This window comes from Phenylobacterium sp. (genome assembly GCF_030697305.1).
In the GTDB taxonomy this organism is placed as follows: domain Bacteria; phylum Pseudomonadota; class Alphaproteobacteria; order Caulobacterales; family Caulobacteraceae; genus Phenylobacterium.
Genome location: NZ_JAUYQL010000033.1, coordinates 17076 through 35685 on the forward strand (window position 1 = coordinate 17076; position 18610 = coordinate 35685).

The 18610-nt window shown below is 67.7% G+C and carries 18 protein-coding genes; 5 read left to right on the plus strand and 13 right to left on the minus strand.

All coding sequences use genetic code 11. The features are described from left to right. Positions 1-48: 48 nt before the first annotated feature. Positions 49-1542: a hypothetical protein gene (locus Q8R27_RS03605; protein WP_305697724.1), complete on the plus strand. Its 1494-nt coding sequence runs from the start codon at positions 49-51 to the stop codon at positions 1540-1542. Here the strand turns inward: Q8R27_RS03605 and Q8R27_RS03610 are convergent. Further along, positions 1493-2224 (minus strand): DapH/DapD/GlmU-related protein, encoded by a 732-nt coding sequence (locus Q8R27_RS03610; protein ID WP_305697725.1) that lies wholly within the window; start codon positions 2222-2224, stop codon positions 1493-1495. The genes Q8R27_RS03605 and Q8R27_RS03610 overlap by 50 nt on opposite strands. A gap of 80 nt (positions 2225-2304) precedes the next feature. On the opposite strand from Q8R27_RS03610, the gene Q8R27_RS03615 reads away from it, so the two are divergent. After that, the gene (locus tag Q8R27_RS03615) at positions 2305-3405 is read left to right on the plus strand and encodes a glycosyltransferase family 1 protein (RefSeq protein WP_305697726.1); all 1101 of its coding nucleotides are present in this window, start codon (positions 2305-2307) and stop codon (positions 3403-3405) included. 32 nt (positions 3406-3437) lie between these two features. After that, entirely contained in the window at positions 3438-4415 is a 978-nt protein-coding gene (locus Q8R27_RS03620) for a bifunctional 2-polyprenyl-6-hydroxyphenol methylase/3-demethylubiquinol 3-O-methyltransferase UbiG (RefSeq protein WP_305697727.1), read from the plus strand. On the opposite strand, the gene Q8R27_RS03625 is transcribed toward Q8R27_RS03620, so the two are convergent. After that, positions 4412-5332 carry a class I SAM-dependent methyltransferase gene (locus Q8R27_RS03625; protein WP_305697728.1) on the minus strand — a complete coding sequence of 307 codons (921 nt, stop codon included), beginning with the start codon at positions 5330-5332 and terminating at the stop codon, positions 4412-4414. The genes Q8R27_RS03620 and Q8R27_RS03625 overlap by 4 nt on opposite strands. Positions 5333-5493: 161 nt before the next feature. Between Q8R27_RS03625 and Q8R27_RS03630 the strand changes: the two genes are divergently transcribed. Both Q8R27_RS03630 and Q8R27_RS03635 read left to right on the plus strand, forming a co-directional pair. Continuing rightward, positions 5494-6546 (plus strand): Gfo/Idh/MocA family protein, encoded by a 1053-nt coding sequence (locus Q8R27_RS03630; protein ID WP_305697729.1) that lies wholly within the window; start codon positions 5494-5496, stop codon positions 6544-6546. 10 nt (positions 6547-6556) lie between these two features. Then, positions 6557-7423 (plus strand): hypothetical protein, encoded by an 867-nt coding sequence (locus Q8R27_RS03635; protein ID WP_305697730.1) that lies wholly within the window; start codon positions 6557-6559, stop codon positions 7421-7423. Here Q8R27_RS03635 and Q8R27_RS03640 read toward each other — a convergent pair. From Q8R27_RS03640 to Q8R27_RS03690, 11 genes are all read right to left on the minus strand, one after another. Then, complete coding sequence (locus tag Q8R27_RS03640) at positions 7420-8466, minus strand: Gfo/Idh/MocA family protein (protein WP_305697731.1); 1047 nt, start codon at positions 8464-8466, stop codon at positions 7420-7422. The two genes, Q8R27_RS03635 and Q8R27_RS03640, sit on opposite strands and share 4 nt — an antisense overlap. Further along, positions 8463-9422, minus strand: coding sequence for a bifunctional 2-polyprenyl-6-hydroxyphenol methylase/3-demethylubiquinol 3-O-methyltransferase UbiG (locus tag Q8R27_RS03645; protein WP_305697732.1), 960 nt, complete (start codon positions 9420-9422; stop codon positions 8463-8465). Before Q8R27_RS03645 ends, Q8R27_RS03640 begins: the two co-directional genes overlap by 4 nt. Before the next feature lie 44 nt (positions 9423-9466). Next, complete coding sequence (locus Q8R27_RS03650; protein WP_305697733.1) at positions 9467-10384, minus strand: glycosyltransferase; 918 nt, start codon at positions 10382-10384, stop codon at positions 9467-9469. A gap of 107 nt (positions 10385-10491) precedes the next feature. Continuing rightward, complete coding sequence (locus Q8R27_RS03655; protein ID WP_305697734.1) at positions 10492-11460, minus strand: bifunctional 2-polyprenyl-6-hydroxyphenol methylase/3-demethylubiquinol 3-O-methyltransferase UbiG; 969 nt, start codon at positions 11458-11460, stop codon at positions 10492-10494. Positions 11461-11510: 50 nt separating this feature from the next. Then, on the minus strand, positions 11511-12563 hold the full coding sequence (locus Q8R27_RS03660; protein WP_305697735.1) for a glycosyltransferase: 1053 nt from the start codon (positions 12561-12563) through the stop codon (positions 11511-11513). A gap of 12 nt (positions 12564-12575) precedes the next feature. Next, positions 12576-13475 (minus strand): glycosyltransferase family 2 protein, encoded by a 900-nt coding sequence (locus tag Q8R27_RS03665; RefSeq protein WP_305697736.1) that lies wholly within the window; start codon positions 13473-13475, stop codon positions 12576-12578. After that, positions 13472-14191, minus strand: a complete 720-nt coding sequence (locus tag Q8R27_RS03670; RefSeq protein ID WP_305697737.1) for a polysaccharide deacetylase family protein — start codon at positions 14189-14191, stop codon at positions 13472-13474. Before Q8R27_RS03670 ends, Q8R27_RS03665 begins: the two co-directional genes overlap by 4 nt. Further along, positions 14191-15417 carry a glycosyltransferase family 4 protein gene (locus Q8R27_RS03675; RefSeq protein ID WP_305697738.1) on the minus strand — a complete coding sequence of 409 codons (1227 nt, stop codon included), beginning with the start codon at positions 15415-15417 and terminating at the stop codon, positions 14191-14193. Before Q8R27_RS03675 ends, Q8R27_RS03670 begins: the two co-directional genes overlap by 1 nt. Next, positions 15417-16598: a glycosyltransferase family 1 protein gene (locus Q8R27_RS03680; protein WP_305697739.1), complete on the minus strand. Its 1182-nt coding sequence runs from the start codon at positions 16596-16598 to the stop codon at positions 15417-15419. The genes Q8R27_RS03675 and Q8R27_RS03680 overlap by 1 nt, the downstream gene beginning before the upstream one ends. A gap of 2 nt (positions 16599-16600) precedes the next feature. Further along, positions 16601-17452: a hypothetical protein gene (locus Q8R27_RS03685; protein ID WP_305697740.1), complete on the minus strand. Its 852-nt coding sequence runs from the start codon at positions 17450-17452 to the stop codon at positions 16601-16603. Further along, positions 17449-18444, minus strand: a complete 996-nt coding sequence (locus Q8R27_RS03690) for a Gfo/Idh/MocA family protein (RefSeq protein ID WP_305697741.1) — start codon at positions 18442-18444, stop codon at positions 17449-17451. Before Q8R27_RS03690 ends, Q8R27_RS03685 begins: the two co-directional genes overlap by 4 nt. Positions 18445-18610: the final 166 nt, after the last annotated feature.

The window sequence follows — 18610 nt, forward strand, 5'->3', positions numbered from 1 at the left end:
GGTGATCACCCTGGCGCCGTGCCGCCACGCCCTGCGACAAGGCTCCAGATGAGTCGGATCCTGATCGCCATCGGCCTTCTGCAGGTGCTTCTAACGCTGGTCGGCCTCGCCCGCAGCAAGGCGCTTGCTGTGATGCTCAGTCCTTCGGGCTTCGGGATCGTCGCCACCATCGACCAGTTGGTGATGGTGCTGATGCAGCTAGGCGGCCTTGGGCTGTCGTTCGTCGCGCTCCGTTTCATGGCCAGGGCTCATGCGGAGGGTCCGGACGCCCTGCGCCTTGTCGGCGCGGGCTTCGGCCGCCTGATCGCGCTGTGCGCCAGCCTCACCGCGCTGATCGCGATCGTGTTGGTCCAGATCTGGCCGTCCGTCATCGGCGTGGAACTCGCGCCCTACGGCCTGGCCCTGAAGCTGGCCATTGTCGGCGTGCCGGCGCTGATGTTGGGCGCCTTCGCGGTGAACATGTTGGCCGCCGTCGGTCGCCCGCTGGCCGCCGCCGGCTTGAACCTCGTCGCCGTAGGCGCAGCCGCGATCGGCGCGGTGCTCGGCGCGGCGATGGGCGGCCTCGACGCGCTTTATCTCGGCGTTGCTCTGTCCGGGGTGGTGGTGATCGCCATCGCCGCGGCCACCCTGTCACGCACGCTGGGCGTCCACTGGCTCGCGGGCGCGGGCGGCTCGGCCCATCTGCGGGGCCTGCGCCGCGATGTGACCGCCAACGCCATGAGCGTCTACTCGGTCATGGTAGTCTACGCCGGCAGCCTGTTCGCCGTGCGCCTTGCGGTTCTCGTTAGCCTGGGCGAGGCGAGCGTCGGCGTCATGCAAGCCGGTATGAGCCTCGCGCTGACTGTCGGCGGGGTCCTGGCCGCGCTCGGCAACCTCTACTTCGTGCCGATGCTCAATCGACAGCCGGACGTGGCGTCCATGCGCGCCACCGCCGACCGCTATGCCCTCCAGATGCTGCTGGTGCTGCTGGTCGGCGCCATGCCGATCCTGCTGGTCCCCGATCTGGTGATCGCGCTGCTCTACACCCGCGCGTTCGCGCCGGCGGCCGCCGTGCTGTTCATCCTCATGATCTGGCAGTGCCTGGCTCAGCTCACCTACGTCTACCAGCAGTTGCTGATGGCCCTGGACGATACCGGAGCAGTAGCTGGACTAGGCTTGCTGGGCTTTGGCGGCGGCGCCGTCTTCACCGCCTTGCTGGCGCCGCGCTTCGGGCTGACCGGCGCCGCGAGTGGATTAGCGCTCGGCATGGTTGTCTATGCGGCGGCGATCGCGCTTCGGCTCGCGCTGAAGCACCGCATCACCGTAGGGACTGCGGTCGCGCTTCGTTTGGCGTGGATCCTCTCGGTGATCGCTTGCGCGGGCCTCCTCTTCCGCGGGGGGGAGCCGTTCTCCATCCAAGGAATGACTCTTCGCGTCGGATTCACCACCGCCGTGCTGGCGATGACCGTGGTCCTGTTTCTCCGCCACGGCGCCGCTAACGCCATCAGCGCTTTCAGGCAGGGGCGTCTGCGGACGCTGCTGCGCCTTCGCCAAGATCCCTGATCCGGCGAGCCGGCACCCCGCCCCACAGCTCGCCAGGGGGCACGACGCCGCGAACGACGCTGCCGGCGGCAATGATCGCGTTGTCGCCGATCGAAGCCCCGGGCAGCACCACGCTGTTGGCCCCGATCCACACGTTCGCGCCGATGTCTATGCCGCAACGCTCCTCGTCCCACGGGTTGTGCAGGCGCGCAACGCCCGCGATGACCTTGTGGTTCGCGGCGACCACGACGCAGTTCTGGGTCACCGCCGATCCAGCGCCGATGCGGATCGCCCCGCCGGCGGCGCGGATGTTGGCCCCGGCGCCGATCACCGAGCCGTCCTCCAGCGTCAGCGAGCCTTCGACCGAGCTGTAGGGGCTGGTCCGATATATGACGATCTCGGCATAAGGCCCCACGCTCACCTTCTGACCGATGCGGATCGAGTGAATGTCGCGATAACCGTAATCCCAGATGGCCGTCGGATCTGAGATCAGGGTCGGGTGTAGCGCCCGGATCCGGTGTCCCAGGATCGCCCTCGTAAGCGACCGGGCCAGGGCGCGGGCCAAGGCTGCTGAATGTCCCATCTCGCGATCCGTTTCGATACGAAATCCCAACAACTCGTGGGCTTTATGCTGCGCAGAAGTTGTTAAGTGGTTCGATTTGGTGAGCTGGTCATATTCGATCATCAGCGCGGCGGCCGGCACGGCTCGTGCACGGCCGTGAGTATGGTCGCGAGTGCGCCTCAAGTCGCTACGTCTCAAGCGTCGCAATCGGATGATGCGGAATGATCCTAGGCGTCAATGGGTTGCGTCTGCAGGGCCGGGTCAGTGGCGTTGGCCGGGCGATCGAGGCCATCCTCGATGAGCTCGATCGCGCGCAACATCCGTTCGACGAGATTCGAGTCTACTCACCTGAGCCCATCGACCTGAAGCCCGGCAGCAAGGCGATCAATGTCGTCCTGCCCTCCCGTCTGTCGCCGGGTTGGTGGGAGCAGCTGGTGCTGTCTCAGGCCCGGCAAGACCTGTTGTTGTGCCCCAGCTACACCGCCCCGCTGATGGCGCGATCTCCGACCCTGCTTATCCATCACGGCTCATACGAAGGCTATCCACAGGCCTTTCCATTCCTGCCGCGGACCCGGGCGCGCATCGTATACACGCTCAGCGCTCATGCCGCGACTGCGGTGAGTACTGTCAGTGAACACAGTAAGCGCGACATCATTCGATTCTACGGAGTGGATGCGAACAAGATATCCGTGATTCCCGAAGGGGTGGACACGAAATTGTTTCGCAAACTCGCAGATGAAGAAGCGGTCAGATCGTGGCGCATCTCACTGCTTGGTGAAGATGTGCCGATGTTGTTGTACGTTGGTAAGCCAGCGAAGCGTAGAAATCTGCCGGCGTTGATCCGCGCATTCGGAGAGTTGAAGCAGCGCGATGGCATTCCACACAAGCTCGTGCTGATTGGAGCGGCTCTCGCCGGTACGCCGTTCGGCCCAGCGGTCGAGGCGCTCGGCTTGCAGGACGACGTCGTCGCCGTCCCGTACGCGTCGCATGAAGACATGGTCTTGGCGTACAACGCCGCCGAGATCCTCGTTTATCCGACGTCTTACGAGGGTTTCGGCATGCCCGTCCTCGAGGCGATGGCCTGTGGGACGCCCGCGGTGGCGCTTGACAACACCGCGTTGCCCGAATTCGCCGGGGGTGTTGCGCTTCTGCTGCCCGACGCCGAAGTCGGAACGCTGCGCGAGGCGTTGGGAGCCCTGATCGCCGACCCGGCGCGGCGCGCTGAGATGGCGATGCTCGGGCCACGCCGTGCATCGGCGTACGACTGGAAGCCGATAACCGAGCAGTACATTGGCGTGATGAACGGCATTCTCGGTTTATGATAATTCCAATGAAAATCAGTAGAGTCTGACAAATGTCATCTCTCGTTACAGATGTAGACTCGATGAAAATCGATTGTAATTGTATTGCATGTTTTGGATCAATGAAATATTGGATGGATTGGAATAATTATTCAATCTATCGTTGTGTCGATTGCCAACTTGAGGCCACTATCCCTCTTCCGACGCATGCTGCACTTTATGAATATTATCAAGGCGCCGACGGCCGCGACATGGCCAAGTCTGAGCGATGGTTCGAAAGAGTCGATCGCGCAGTCGTCTATTATTTCGAACGGTTCGCTGAGATTACTAGTGAAGCCGCTCCGCGGCGCATGCTCGACCTCGGCGGGGGTGTCGGATACTGGTCCGCCGTAGCGCAGGCGCGGGGCGTTGACGTATGCCTGATGGATTTCGCCGACGACGCGCTTCAATTCGCTCGCGAACGCCTTGGCGTCAAATGGACGGTCGCTGGCGATATCGGTCGCAGCAGCGACTACTTCTCCGAGGCGGAGTTCGACTTCGTCCTCGCCCGCCACACGATCGAGCACATGATCGACCCGGAAGCCTACCTGGCGCACGTGGCAAAGGTGATCCGCCCCGGCGGAGTCCTGGAGTTGGAGACCCCCAACGTTCTCGGCAGAGAGCAATTCGCCCACCCCGCCACCGTGCTCTCAAACTACCGGGTCATTCGACGGAGCAATCCGCAGATGGGCGCCGCCAAGGCGCGCGCCATCGCCTGGAACAAAGCGCTGTCGGGCGTTAATCCGCCGAAGCATCTGTGGGGCTTCACGCTGAAATCGCTCCGGTTGATGCTGGAGCGCCAGGGCTTCGACATCCGCGAGGTCCGCACCGAGCCCGCCGGCCATCCCGAGCTCGATCCGCTATACTACGACGTGCATGGCCTGAGGACACGCCGCGGCTTCGGCGTGCCGTACTACTTCTGGGAGCGGGCGGCGACGGCGATGCTGCGCGGCCGCGGCCAGAACCTCGCCCTGCTGGCCGTCCGCCGCTAGGCGCGGCCGGACTTTACAGCCGTGTAGAACATAGCGCCGTAGCGGTATACCAACCGCCCGCCTGCGGCGCGCACATGCTCGGCCTTGGCGATGAAATTCCGCTTCAGTTCAGTCACCTGATCGGCGGGAAGCTCAGCCAGGCGCATGCGCTCGGGGCTGGAATAGGTCGCCTGCACGGACCAGAAATCTTCCGGCTCGAGTTCCACCACGCGGCCCAGCCACGTGGTTTCGACGTGGCTGAAGCCGGCGTTCGCCATCATCCTGCGGACATCGATCCCATGATGATGCGCGCCGGTGTCCTGGGCCGCGCGCCAGCCTCTTGCGGCCATCAATTCCTGAAGGAAGCGGGGCGCCTCAAGCAGACGTCCGCGGGCGTGCTCTATCTTGGACCAGGCGACACGCGCGGCGGCGGCCAGTCCTTCGGGTGAGGTCGGGGACGGACCGCTGCCGATCCCGACCACCAGCCGCCCTCCCGACTTCAGCATGCGATGCATCTCCTGCGTGGCCGCCGCCGGGTTCGGCAGATGGCGCAGCACGAACAACGACACGACCGCGTCGAATGAAGCGTCCGGGAATTCCAGGGCTTCAGCGTCCATGGCGGAGAACGTCGCCGCCACGTTCAGGCGCTTCGCCTTGTCGCGCGCCTGTTGCAGCATCCCCACCGAGTGGTCGATGCCGACGGCGCGGCCTTGCGGCGTGCGGGCCGCCGCGCGCAACGCCACTAGGCCGCTGCCTGTCCCAACGTCGAGCAAGGCGTCGGCGGCGGACAGCCCAGCCAGGTCGAGCATGCGTTCGGCGAGCGGAGCGGCGAACCGCTCGGTCAGCGCATCGAAGTCGCCAGCATTGGCGTCATAGCTGGCGGCGTCCGACAGCTTGACCCGTTGGCCCTCGTCGTCACCTTCCCGGGCGCCGTCCATTTCTCACCTGCCTGTTTGAACCGGCGTTTGATCGCATGTGAATCAAACGGCAAACCATTAACGAAGACCGCCCCAACCGACCGGAAACCTTGAGGGTCGGGTAACGTGCAGCCGGTATTGGTCAACCCCTGTCCGGCGACATAGGACCCGAACGAAACAAAATGCCCATACGCATCGCCATCGTCGGCCTTGGCCGCGCCGCGCATCGGATCCATCTGCCGGCGGTGGCCAAGCTCGCGGGCGTCGAGGTGGTCGGTGGGCATGACCTGCATCCGCCGGCCCAGGCGCCGTCCTTTCCGCTGTTCGACAGCCCGGCCGAGCTGCTGGCCCAGACGCGCCCCGACATGCTGTTCATCGTCACGCCGCCGGACTCCCATTTCGCCCTGACCAAGCTGGGGCTTGAGGCCGGCTGCCATGTGTTCTGCGAAAAGCCGCTCGCCGAGCGCATCGAGGACGCCGAGGCGCTGGCCGAGCTGGCGCGGGCCGCTGGTCGTCACGTGGTGGTCAACAGCGAATTCCCCTGGATGCCGATCCATTCGGCGGCGAAGCGCCGGATGGCCGAGCCGGGCTTCGGCAAGCTGCAGTTCATCACCCTGCAGCAGACCTTCATCGTCACGCCCGAGACCGAGGAAGGCTGGCGGGGCCTCGATCCCCAGCGCACCTTCAAGGAGTTCGGCACCCACGTGCTCGACCTCGCCCAATATTTCTTCGATGAGGCGCCGATGTCGATCCGCGCGCGCATGCCCAGGCCCGCCGGACCCGCCGCGCCCGACCACCTGAACATTGTCGAGCTGGAGTTCAGCGGCGAGCGCATGGCGTTGATCCTGCTGGATCGGCTGTCGCCCGGCCGCCACCGCTACCTGGACATCCGCCTGGACGGGACGGAGGCGATCATCGAGACCAGCATCGGCGGGCGGCTGCAGGCTGCGGCCGGCCTGAATGCGCGCACCCGCAAGCCGTTCGTCGACGTCGAGGTCGCCATGGGCGGAACCGCGCGCCTCTACCGGGAGGAGCGCATGGAGCGGCTGGCCACGGCGCCGATCGACCTGTTCCCCGACGCCACCGCGCGCCTGCTCACCGACGTTCTGGCCGCAATCGATCGAGGCGAGACGCCGCCGTGTGCGCTGGAGCACTCCACCCGCACCCTGCGCCTGCTGGCCGCGGCCTACGAGTCGGCCGAAGACGGCGGTTCGCCGCGCGCCTTCGCGCCGTGAACCTGTCGCTGTGATCCTGTCCCTGGTGATCGCCGCGCCAGGCCCGGCGGACGCCGCGGCGTTCGTCGACGCGCTCCGCAGCCAAGGCGGCCTCGACCACCCCGAGGTGGAGGCGATCCTGACTCGCAATCCAGACGCGCCTGCGCCGGACGCAAGCGGCCTCCTGCGCGTCGATGCGCCGACGGCGGTGTCGATCTTCGAATTGTGGGGGCAAGGGCTCGCCAGGGCGAAGGGCGACTACGCCGTGTTCCTCGACCTGCGCTGCCCGCCGCGTCCGGGCTGGCTGGTCGCCATGCTGGCGAAGGCGGGCGAGGGTGGGGCGGCCTACTTTGGGCCCGTGGCGTGCGACTGGCCGCCCAGCGACCGCAACTCTCTGGGCTATCTCGTTGAATATGTGCAGTTCGATCCACCGCTGGCGGCAGGCTTGACCGAAGTCCCGGGCGTCAACGTCGCGGTGCGTCGGGCGCTCGCACAGGACAGCGGGGTGAGCCGCGCCGACGGCTTTGTGAAGACCCGCCTCCTGTCGTTGTTGGCTCGAGAAGGCCTGCCGGCTCCGGAACCCGTAGAGGAGGCGGTGGTCGGCTACCGCAAGACTTACGGCGCGGCCGCCTACCGCCGTCACCGCTTCCGGCACGCCCGCTGCTATGCCGCAGAGCGCGCGACGGACGCAGGCGTTATGGCGCGACTGAGCTACCTCGCCGCCACGCCCCTGTTGCCGGTGGTGCGGACCTTGAGGATTGTCGCCCATGCGCAACGCGCCCGACGGGCGTTCGCTCTCCATCTCGTCCAGATCCTCGCCGCCGAGACCGCGTGGGCTGCCGGCGAGTTCATGGGCTATGTGGCGGGCGAGAGCGGAACCCGCGCGCGTCTGGCTTAGCTCAGCGGCTCCAGCATCACCGCACGACCGCTGGCGCCGCTCTCGTATACCGCCTTGGCGACCTCCACCGAACGCAGGCCGTCGACGCCGCTCGCCGCGCGGCCGCTGCCGGCCTCGCCGCGGGTGGCGGCGATGAAGTCGTCGAACTCCTCGTTGAAGGCGGCGATCACCGTGCTCTGCCAGCCCTGAAGCTTCTCGCGCAGCATCGCCTTGGGATAGAACAGCCGCTGCACGCGGCGCGCGCCGCCCGGCTTGTCCATGGTGATCACGGTGGCCTGCATCGGCGCGTAATAGGCCCGCGCCATGCCGTGCGCCCCATAGGCCTCGATGTGGAACTGGTAGCCCTTCCACTCGCTCCAGCTCGCCTGAAGGCTGCCGACCACGCCGTCGGCGTTGCGCAGCAGGGCCAGGGCGTTGTCCTCGGCGGGCAGGTTCCAGACCCTGTGCAGGGCGTGGCCGAACACCTCGGTCACGTCGCCCATCACATAGCGGACCAGGTCCAGCACGTGGATGCCGTTGTCGAACAGCGCGCCGCCGCCCATCACCTGCGGATCATACATCCACGGCGCCTTGAACTCGGCCAGTCCCATGTGGCCGGCGTAGGCGCGCACATGGCTGAGCGTGCCCAGCTCTCCGGAAGCAACCGTGTCGCGCAACAGTTTGAGCGCCTCGAAGTAGCGATGGTTGAAGCCCACGGCGAGCGTGCGTCCGGTGCGCTTCGCCGTCTCGGTCATCGCCCGGCAAGCCTCGACGCTGGCCGCCATCGGCTTTTCGACCAGCACGTGCTTGCCGGCTTCCATCGCGTCGATCGCCAGGCGCTCGTGGAACTGAGGCGGGGTGGCGATCACCACCGCGTCGATATCGGGTGACGTCAGCAGGCTCGCCACATCGGCGTGGAAAGCCGCTTGGGGCGCGGCCTGACGGGCGCGGGCCGGGTCGACGTCGTGCACGGCGACGAGCGTGCAGTTTGCGCTGCGCGTCAGGGCCTGGGCGCGCACCGCGCCGATGCCGCCTGCGCCGATCAGTCCAAATCTCAAGGTCATGCTCCCATAGGGCGGCCCGCTGCGGGGCGGGCGAGGATCTCAAACATCGGACCGACGGCGGCCAGCGCCTGGCTGACGCCCGGCGTTTGGCTTGCCGCGGCATAGAGGCGGGCTGCGGGTCTGGCGAGGCCGCTCGCTCCGGCGATCTGCGCGCGGTTCAGACGCTTGGCGCTCGTCGAGACCACGTCGAGCCCGGCTCCGCGGGCGGCCCGCGCCACGCGCGAGGCGTTCAGCGGCAGGACGTGGCGCAGAGGATCGACGCCGCCCGACCCTTTGCGGGCGCGCGACGCCGCGGACCGCGCATGCGCGGCCCACAGTCCGGTCGACGGATGGGGTCCGATCCAGTGGCTGTTGGCCGCCGACAACCACAGGCGACCTTGCGGCGTGAGCTGGTCGGCGAGGCCCTCCAGGGCCGGGGTCAACGCGCGGACATGCTCGAGCAGGTCGGCGGCCAGCACGGCGTCGAACTGGTGGTCTGCGAAGGGTGCGGCCTCGACCTCGGCGCAGACCAGCAGCGCCTCGACGCCGGACTCTTCCAGCCGCTTGGCGCAGATCACCAGCCACCGCAGCGCCACGTCCAGTCCGACCAGACCGTTCCAGCGGTCGGCCGCCGCGACGAGCGCTCCGCCGGAGCCGCAGCCGGCGTCGAGAAATATCCCTGTAGCCGGTTCCAAAGCGACGAGAGCCGCCTGCGCGCGCGCCGGCGCGTCCAGCAGCGCGCGCACATAGCCCTCCGCCTGGCGGGGGGTGATGTCGTCGGTGATCTCGTAATAGCGGCGCACCAGGCCGGCGAAGTCCGTACCGGCGGCGAAGGCGTGCAGACGTCCAGCCTTCTCGCGTTCCGCTTCCAGCGTCAGGTAGCGGTCGCCGCGCAGGCGGAAGTCGGCGATCCCGAACAGCACCGGATAGCTGCGGCCGCAGGCCGCGCAGTCGTAGGCGTTGGCGGCGCGCCGCACGGGAGACCGGCACGCGGGGCAAACCAAGTCCGGCGTGCCGCCGCTCATTCGATGCGGGCGAGCGCGTCGCCCGGTCCGGCGATGTAGCCAACCATCTCGCCGAACGCCCACACCACCACCAGCATGGCGAGGGCGGGCAGGGCGCGGCCGAATTCCTTGTTCAGGCCTTTGGCGGAGGCGGCCTTGGTCATCCGCCACAGGAGCAGCGGCGGCAGGGCGACGGAAGCCGCGGTGGCGACCAGCCGCTTGGCCACGTCGCCGCGCCCGAAACGGATGCCGGCGAAGTAGCGCGAGTAGACGAAGCGCTGGGCGGTGAACAGCGACACCGAGAACTTCTTGCAGTGGAACATCTTAATCGCGTTGCGCGACACGAACCGCCCGCCCGCCGCCAGCAGCAGGGGGTGCACGGTGGTCTCCCAGAACCCCTCGACCAGCCGCGCGCGCGGCACGGCGTCCAGGGCGCTGCGGCGATAGGCGACGTTCATGCCGGGCAGGATCTGCGTCTCACCCTCGGCAACCGGCGGCGAGAAGAAGCTGTATTCGCAAAGGAAAGTCGCCCAATCGAAGCCGGTCTCATAGACTCCGTTTTCGACGCAGCCGCCTACCGCCACCACGTCGGAGCGGCCCTCGAAGGCGGCGAGGATCTGGCCGATCCAGCCGGGAGCCGGCACGCAATGATCCTCCGTCACCGCGACGATCGCGGCGGTTGAAGCCTCCAGCGCGATGGTGCGCATCTCGGGCAACGCCATGCCGGGGTCGCAGGGGATGATCTTCACCTGCGGATAGCGGCGCGCGATCTCTGCGCTCATCGCTCCGCCAAGCCGGTCAGCCAGCACGACTTCGCAGATACGCTCACCCTGCTGCTCGTCGAGTGAAGCGAGGGTCTCCAGAATCCGGTCGCCATCCTCAGTGCTGACACGGCCGATGACGACGGACAGCTCCGCTTCTGAATTTTCGATCATCTCAACCTACTCAGGACGCGGCGGCTCGGTTGGAAGCACACGCGCCTGTGTGTTCCTATGCGGGTTGCTCGAAGCCGCGCGACGCTCAGCGCCGCCGTCGGACCCTGTCACGGAAATCCTAATCCACCGCCAACAACGGAGATGATCCAGGCCTTCAGGCCCTCGGCACGGAAGAACGGTGCGATGACAAGGAAAATAGGCCGGAGCGGAGGATAGAGGCGGATGATATTGTACAACCTCGCAAATCCGGCTTTCAGCGGCGAGAAGCGCGCGATCTCTTCTGGCGGGGTCTCAGGAATCGCCAGGCGGAACTGCATGGTCGTGCTGCGTCGCAACAAACGCCTTAGGCCGAAACTGCTCAACAAACGGGTGTTGGTATATGTGAGTCCGCTGCGCCAGCGGACGAAGGGCGCTTGCCAAGGGCGCGGCAACAGTCCCACGCCCCAAACCCCAACATGGGGTTCGGCGGTAAGGCTGAAGCGGTTCGGCGTCGAGATGATGGCAGCTCCGCCGGGCGCGGTCACCCGGTCGATCTCTGCGGCCAAACCGGGCATGTCGTTGACGTGCTCGATCACGTCGAGGGATACGACGGTCGTCACCGCACCGTCACGCAAAGGCAACGCTTCGCCGGCCGCGGCCGCGAACGTCGACGTGCCGCCGTGGGCGCGCACCATGCGCTGGGCGATGATCAGCCAGGTCATCGACACGTCGACGCCCAGTCCTTGATGACCCCTGTGTACCGCGGCGCACAACAGAGCGCCCGGGCCGCATCCCACGTCGAGAAACGGCTGGCCCGCCTTGAGCTTTGGTTCCAGCCACTCTTGAACGTCTCGGTCGAGACGCTTGGGCGCATCCAGCACCTGTTGCGTTCGCAGCGAAACGCGCTCGGAATTCCACTCGGCGCGCCTGGAGAACACCTCGTGCAGCAACTCCGCCGCAGATGCGTCTTTGCGCGCCGCCAGGGAGCGTGCGAGCTGCAGGTCGTCTTCGAAGTCGATCCAGGAGGGGACCTCGACCCTCAGGTCGGGAATGCCCTCAATGCAACCGTACTCACGCCCGCAGTTTTCGCACGTCACCGCCTCGTCGTGCGACGCGAGCGAGCCATGGCACCTGGGACAGCACCATATCATGCACGCACGGTGCGCCCGATCCGGACCTCTAACCAGCACCAGACGAAGGCCACGGTACTGTAGAGGTAGTAGAGCTGGTGGAACAGCAGCGCCGATACCGCGAACGGCGCGCCGCGCACTTCGCGGAAGGTGCTGAACAGCTTCCAGTTGGCGGCTAGCACCATCGCGAAAGCGGCGAGCGGCGTCCACAAGGGCACGAGGCCGCCCAGGGTCGCCAGCACCAGCATAAGGGCCAGGCCCGCCAGGCCGGCGCGTAGGCGCTCGATCATGCCGACATTGAGGTCGTCGGTGACTTCGGAGCGGTTGAGCATCAACCGAGCCCAGGGCATGGCGCGACGCAGGATGTCGACCCGCACCAGCTCCGGCACCGACCAGTACTTCAGGTGCGTGCTCAGCAGCGCCGGATCCAGGCGGATCTTGCCACCGGCGTCGCCCATCCGATAGCCGAGCTCGATGTCCTCGATCGAAGGGAACCGGTAGCGCTTCGCGTCGAAGCCGCCGATCTTCTGATAGGTCGTGCGCAGCACCGCGCCGCAGCCTGCCCAGAAGGTCGAGGCGTCGCGCTTGCCGATCTGGTGGTGATGATGGTGCAGCAGGTTCTTGTACTGCGAGCCGAAGTTCGGCGCGTCTGGGCGGTCGTCGTAGGAGCCGAACACCGCCACGACGTCAGTCTCGTTCAGCGCTGCGCGGATGCGCGCCGGACTGCCGTCGCGCGCCACGACGTCGGAGTCGACGAACCACAGGATGTCACCCACGGCCTGGGCGGCGGCGACGTTGCGGGCCCCGGCCGGTCCCAACCGGCCGCCGGACGAGATCACCCGCGCGCCCAGTTCGGCGGCCACGGCGGCGGAGCCATCGGTGGCGCCGTCGTCGACGACGATGACTTCGAGGATTTCGCCGCGCCGCAGCATCTTCACCAGCGGCGGCAGGGTGCGCAGCAGGAAGTGGGCGGCGTTGAAGACAGGCATGATGACGCTGATGGTCGCCTCGGCCCCAATCGGAGCATCGAGATGGGCGACGGTTTCGGGCAACTCCCGTTGCATCAACATGGTTGGGTAACTCTAGCCTTTCCTCGGTCGCCTCAACAGCGCGTCGACGTAGCCGTGGAACTCCCCAGCGCCCCAGCCCAAGGTAAACCAGAGGAGCCAGGGCAAAGTTCGGAGACCGTCGCGCCCAATTTGGGACTTCGATCGCATCCGTCGCAGGATGCGGGCCAACAGCACCGCCGGGACCGCCAGACCCAGCACAGGAAACAGCATTCTTTTGACCGGGGAAGCGATGCTCGCGCGGTCGAATCCGTAAGCTCGCCCGTGCGCAAATCTTTGGCGCACAAAGTCTGCAGGACGTTCGCAACCGCGGTAGACGACAGCGATGCGCGGATCGAGCCGCAGCCGTTCGCCGGCCGCGCGGAAGCGCCGATGGAACGACGGCTCCCAGAACCCTTCGGCCAGCAGATCGGGGTGATCGAGGATGTCGGCGCGCCGATAGACAGCGTTGTCCGCGGCGATTTCCTCCACGTCGCCAGCCGCTTGCGGGGGTGAGACGTCCATATACCTTAAGGCGTAAATCGCCCGGTGGACGGGTGAGCAGGCAGGGTCCAGGTCGATCGTCCCGCCGACGCCCGCATAGGTTTCCAGGTCCGCGGAGAGCAGGGCTGTGACCCAGTCGGAAGCCGGAATCGCATGCGCTGTGGTCATCGCCACGGCCTTGCCGCACGCTGCCTCAACGCCGTCCCGCCATAGGTGGGGTATGAGTGCGGCGCGATCTGCAGTGACGACCTGCCAAGGCGCATCTGCCGGGGTCAGAATGGGCGCCGGGGCGCCTGCAACGACGAATATCACTTCCACGTTATCGCTCGCGACGGGACCCAGGAGCGCCACGATCGCGGGCAGGTTGGCGTCCGCATCCTTAACCGCCACGATGATGCTGAGCGTCGGCGCGAGCGCTGGGGCCGAGCTCACCCGCGACCGCGCAGGCGTCGCATCAGCCTTCGCACCTCCAGATAGGCCCGCGCCGCCGGCCCAGCGAGATCGCCGGTCAGTTCTGTGTGACGCAGGTAGTGGCTGTCGAGGCGTGGTATCGCATCGGCTCGCGCATTCTCGTCCACATAGCGCAGCTCGGTGGTGACGCAGGCCTTGTAGCGACGTCCGGCGAGCTTGCGGATCCGCGCATCATGGTAGCCGTACGGATAGGCGAAGAAGCGGGGCGCACGGCCAAGCCGCGCCGAGATGGTCAGGTCGGCGTCCTCCATCTCGGCCTCCACCTGGCCGTCGCTGAGCTTGCGGAGGTCAGGGTGGGTGGCGGTGTGCGCCTCGATCATCACGCCGGCGGCCGGGAGCGCCTCGATCTGCGGCCAGGACATCATCTGATACAGCGGCGCGGACGCGGGCTGGCCGGGCCAGCGGTTGTCGCCGCCCGCCGTCGCTGTGGTTAGGAACAGGTGCGCGGGCGCGTCGAAGTCCTTCAGCACCGGCGCCGCGTTCTGGGCGAGCGAGGTCATGCCGTCATCGAACGTCAGGGCGACGCCTCGCGCGCCAGGCTGCAGCAATTCGTCCAGGCCCAGGATCGGGATGTCGTTCGCGCGCAACGCCGCCACCAGGCGCCTGAACAACTGCGGCGGGAACGACAGCGGCGGCGGCCCGTCGTCGATCGCATGGAAGGTGATCACTGCGCGCATCAAGTGGTCCGTATCGCAGCTTCGGCCTTCGATGCGCGGATCGCTTCGATCATGCGGAGATAACCTTCCAGGTGGCGCTCACGGGTATAGCGTTTCATGTAGGCGCCACGCGCCGCTTCGCCCATCGACTGGGCAAGATCGGGATCGGCGATCAGCGCGCGCGCCTGAGCGATCAAGTCCGTCTCATTCTGGTACAGTCGACCGCACTGTCCGTCTGCGACCAGCTCCTCGGCGCCGCCCGCGCCGGACCGCACCAGGGCAGGAGTGGAGAAAGCCGCAGCCTCGATCACCGCGAGGCCGAAGGTCTCCGGGGCCAGCGAAGGGAACACCAGCGCCGTCGCCCCTGCGTACAGCGCGCCGAGCTCCGCCTGCGGCAGACCTCCGGTGAAGCGGACGCGCTCGCCGCCGTAACGCGTCTCCAGCGCCTCGTGGGCGTCGCCGGCGCCGACGACCACCAGGTCCAGATCGCCGGCCTGCGCGAATGCGCGCACCGCGGCCTCAACGCCTTTCGAGGCGGTCACCCGGCCGACGAACAGGAAGTAGGGCCGGGCCGGCGTCGACGCGGTGAGGCGCTCGTCGGGCTCCAGCGCTGAGAACAACGGCAGCACTTCAATCGGTGCGACGACCCCGCCCTCGCGGTGCCGCCGCGCGGTGTATTCGCTGGGCGAGATCAGCCGGTCCACATGCTGCAGCATCAGGTCGCGCAGCGGCGTGTATCGCCAGAGCTGCGGCGGTATGCCCGAGCGGATCGAGCAACTGATGCAGGTCCGGCGGTCGCAGGCGTGACTGCGGTTCTTCCAGAAGATGTGCGTCGCGCAGAGCAACCAGTGCTCATGCAGCGTGTAGAGCGTCACCGGCGCACGGCTCAGCGCCAGTACGCCCGGCCCGCCAACCAGCGAGATGTTGTGAAAGTGGACGACGTCGAAATCGCGGTCGAGCAGGCGCCGCAGTTCGCCGCTCTTCAGGCCCGGCATGCCGGTCTGCTGGGTGACCAGCGGCGACAGCGCCCCCAGCGGGTGATGCAGGGTGTGAACCACCACCCCCGCGTCGTCGGTCTCCGGGGTCGGGCTCGCGCCGTGCGCGCCCAGCGCGTAGGCGTCACGGCAGTGGATCACCTCCACCTCGTGCCCGAGCGCGGCCAGCGCGCGCGCAAGTCCGCGCACATAGGTTGCGTCGCCGCCGAAGGCGTAGGGCGGATAGAAGGTGGTGACCATGGCGAAGCGCATCAGCGCCGCGCCCCGATGCTTTCCAGCAGTTCGATCAGGCCCTGTGCGCTGCGCGGCCAGCTCAGTTCGGCCGCGCGGGGAAGGGCTGCGGCGCGCAAACCGCCCATCAACGCTTCGTCCGACACACAGCGCACGATCACACGCGCCATGTCGGCGACGTCGAGCGGATCGAAGAACAAGCCCGCGCCGGCCACCACTTCCTGCACGGCGCCGCCGGCCGTTGCGATCACCGGCGTCCCGCAGGCGATCGCTTCCGCCGCCGGTAAGCCGAACCCCTCGGACAGCGCCGGCATGGCGACCATCAGCGCGTCCGAATAAAGCGCCGGCAGGTCTTCGTCGGGAACATAGCCGGTGAACCGCACGCGGGCCGCCAGGCGCGGATCGGAGTCCACCAGCGCCAGCAGCGCCTCGTAGTTGGAGTGGAACCCGTCGCCCTTGGGGTCGCCGGCCAGGACCAGGTGCAGGTCGGCTGCTGCGGGATCGTCGAGCGCCACGGCGTAGGCTTCGACAAGCCTCAGCAGGTTCTTGTGCGGCGCGAGTCCGCCCACGTAGAGCAGCAGCCGAGCGTCAGCATCGAGCCCCAGGCGTTCGCGCATCGTGCGCCTCGCCGGCAAATCAGCGACGGGTTGGAAACGGGGATCGGCAGCCTCAAGAAACACCGCGATCCGCGACTTGGCGATGCCCATGTGGGTGGCGATCTCTTCACGCGCAGCCTGCGAAACTGTGGTGATGCGCCGCGCTGTGGTCTTGGCCAGCCACACCTTCGCGCCCCACATCGTCCGGCCGCGCCAGGAGGGGAACACCAGCGAGGAGAAGTGCTCGGCGATCGCGTCGTGAAAGGTAACCACGGTGGGCGTGCGCGGCCCCGCCGGATACCAGGAATAGACCGCCGGATAGTACATCACGTCCAGCCGCTCGGCCGCGACCGCTCGGCGGAAGGCCAGCAGGTCGCCGACGCTGCGCGAACCGTCGGCGACGGCGGCTTCGGTGACGGTGCGGCGGGTGTCGACGCGCACGATCTTGACGCCAGGACGCAGCATTTCCGGTTCGGGCGGGCGATCGACGAACAGGACGAATTCGTGGCCGCGCGGTGCATCCAGCATCGCCCCCAGCAACAGCCGCGTGAAGCGGCCGAAGCCGCGCCGGTTCCACCAGGTGGTCGCGTCAACGCCGATCCGCATGCTCAGACCCACCGCCCGCGACTGGAGCCCGGGTCGCCTGCGGCCTTGCCCAGCACCTCTCCGACGCCCCAGGCGAGGTGCATCCCCGCCGCCCAGGCGAGGGTCGCCGGCGAGGCGCGCAAAGCGGGGGGCGCGACGGCCAGCGTGCGTGCGCTCAACACGGCGGGGGCGAGCGTGGCGAGGCAGGCGTGGATCAGGCGTTGGGCGAGGCCCAGCCCCGCCGTCTGTCCAGCCCCATAGATGCGGCCGTGGTGGAAGCGGGTCGAGAGCGCGGCGCCGTCCGCATGCGCGGCGCGGTACTCCACCCCCATCGCCGGCTCCATGACCAGCCGCCCAGCGGCGCACGGGGTCGCGAAGAGCGCGTTGTCGACCAGGTCGGCGTCGCTCCAGCCGGCGGTGTCGATCGCCGAAAGATCGAGGGCGAAGTTCGCGCCGGGCAGGACGCCGACGCTGCGGCGCTCGGCGACCTCGCCGAAGCGGCCGTACTCGCACAGCCCCAGCGCGCGCAGCTGCGGCGGCAAGTCCATTGAGATGGCGATCGGGCCGCCTGCTGCGACCACGCCGTCCTCGCTCAGCGCGCTCAAGCAGGCCTGCGCCCAGCTCGCCCTGGGTCCGCAGGTGTCCTCGACCATGGCGACGAAGCGCGTTTGGGCCGCCCGCAGCCCGATCAGTCGGCGGGCCGGCACAGCCATGTCCGCTGCCGCTATGAACTGGGCAGGGGCGCAACTGGCATCCCGCGCCGCGTCACCAACGACGATCACCTTCACGCCTTGCGCCTGGAAGTCGCCGACACAGCGGGTCAGCGTCGCGCCGCCCACCAGCGGTACGATGACGACGGTCAGGTCCATGCTCACGGTGTGGATCCTGTAAGGATCGTCTCTCGCGCCGCGGCGCCGTCGACCATGGTGTCTAGGCTGATCGGCTGGGCGGTCGGATCGGACGTGCTTACCGCCGCATAGAAGGCGCGCGTCAGGTCGCGCAAGCCGACGTAGGCTCCCTCGCGACGTGCCGCACGACCGAGCAGGTTCGCCGACGCCGCAGCCAAGGTCCGACCAGCGGTGGTGAAGGGCCCGGTGATCTTGGCGACGCGCGACACCTGGCCATCCAGCTCGACTGAAAATCCGTGGAAGCCGTCGATAGCGATGGTCCCGCCCCGCGTCTGGAGTTGCAGCGCGAACCGCGTCGGCCGGGCGTCCAGGCTGATGAAGATGCTGATCAACACACCTTGCGCGTCAGCGGTAGCCAGCAATTCGCCGGGGGTCGCGCGAACGGTGCGCCAATCCAGCGCGTCGAGCGCCACGTTGGGCATTACGCGCTGCATAATGGAGAGGGGATGGGGCAGGATCTCGCCCAGCACTTCGGTCTGTCGCGCCACCGGGCCGCCTTCGGCTCCCGCGGAGCATATGTCCAGGTCGATACGCCTCAGGGCGCCCAGCGCCGGCAAACGCCGGATCGCGCGGCTGAGGGCCGGCTGGAAGGCGTATTGGTGAACCGGGCAAATCTGCACGCCAGCGGCGAGCGCGGCCTGCGCCAGCTGTTTGGCCTCGTCGCGGGTCTCGACCACCGGCTTCTCAATCAGTGCATGTACGCCCGCGCCGATCAGCTCGAGCGCGATGGGCAGGTGTGTCGTCGCGGGCGTGCAGACGTGGGCAGCCACGATGCCGCCCGCCGACAACATGGCCTGAGTGGTGGGATAGGTGAGCGCGCCGGGAGCGTTTCTGGCCAGGGCCGTGGCGGCCGCACCGTCCGGATCGACGACCGCGACGATCCTGGCGCCCAGGCTGCGCGCCGTCGCCAAGTGCCAGCGGCCCATCAGGCCTGCCCCGATGATAGCGACATCAAGCATTTCAGGCGCGCAGGCCAGGCCCGAGCCGCGGGCAGGCGGGTCGGCTCGACATCGGCTCGAGGGTCATCGGGTCCATTCCGCGCGAGCACGGCCGGCGGCGCAAGGCCCCGGCGCAGCTGTCAGGCTGCAACGAGCATGCCATGATCGAAGTTCGTGCGCCCGGCCG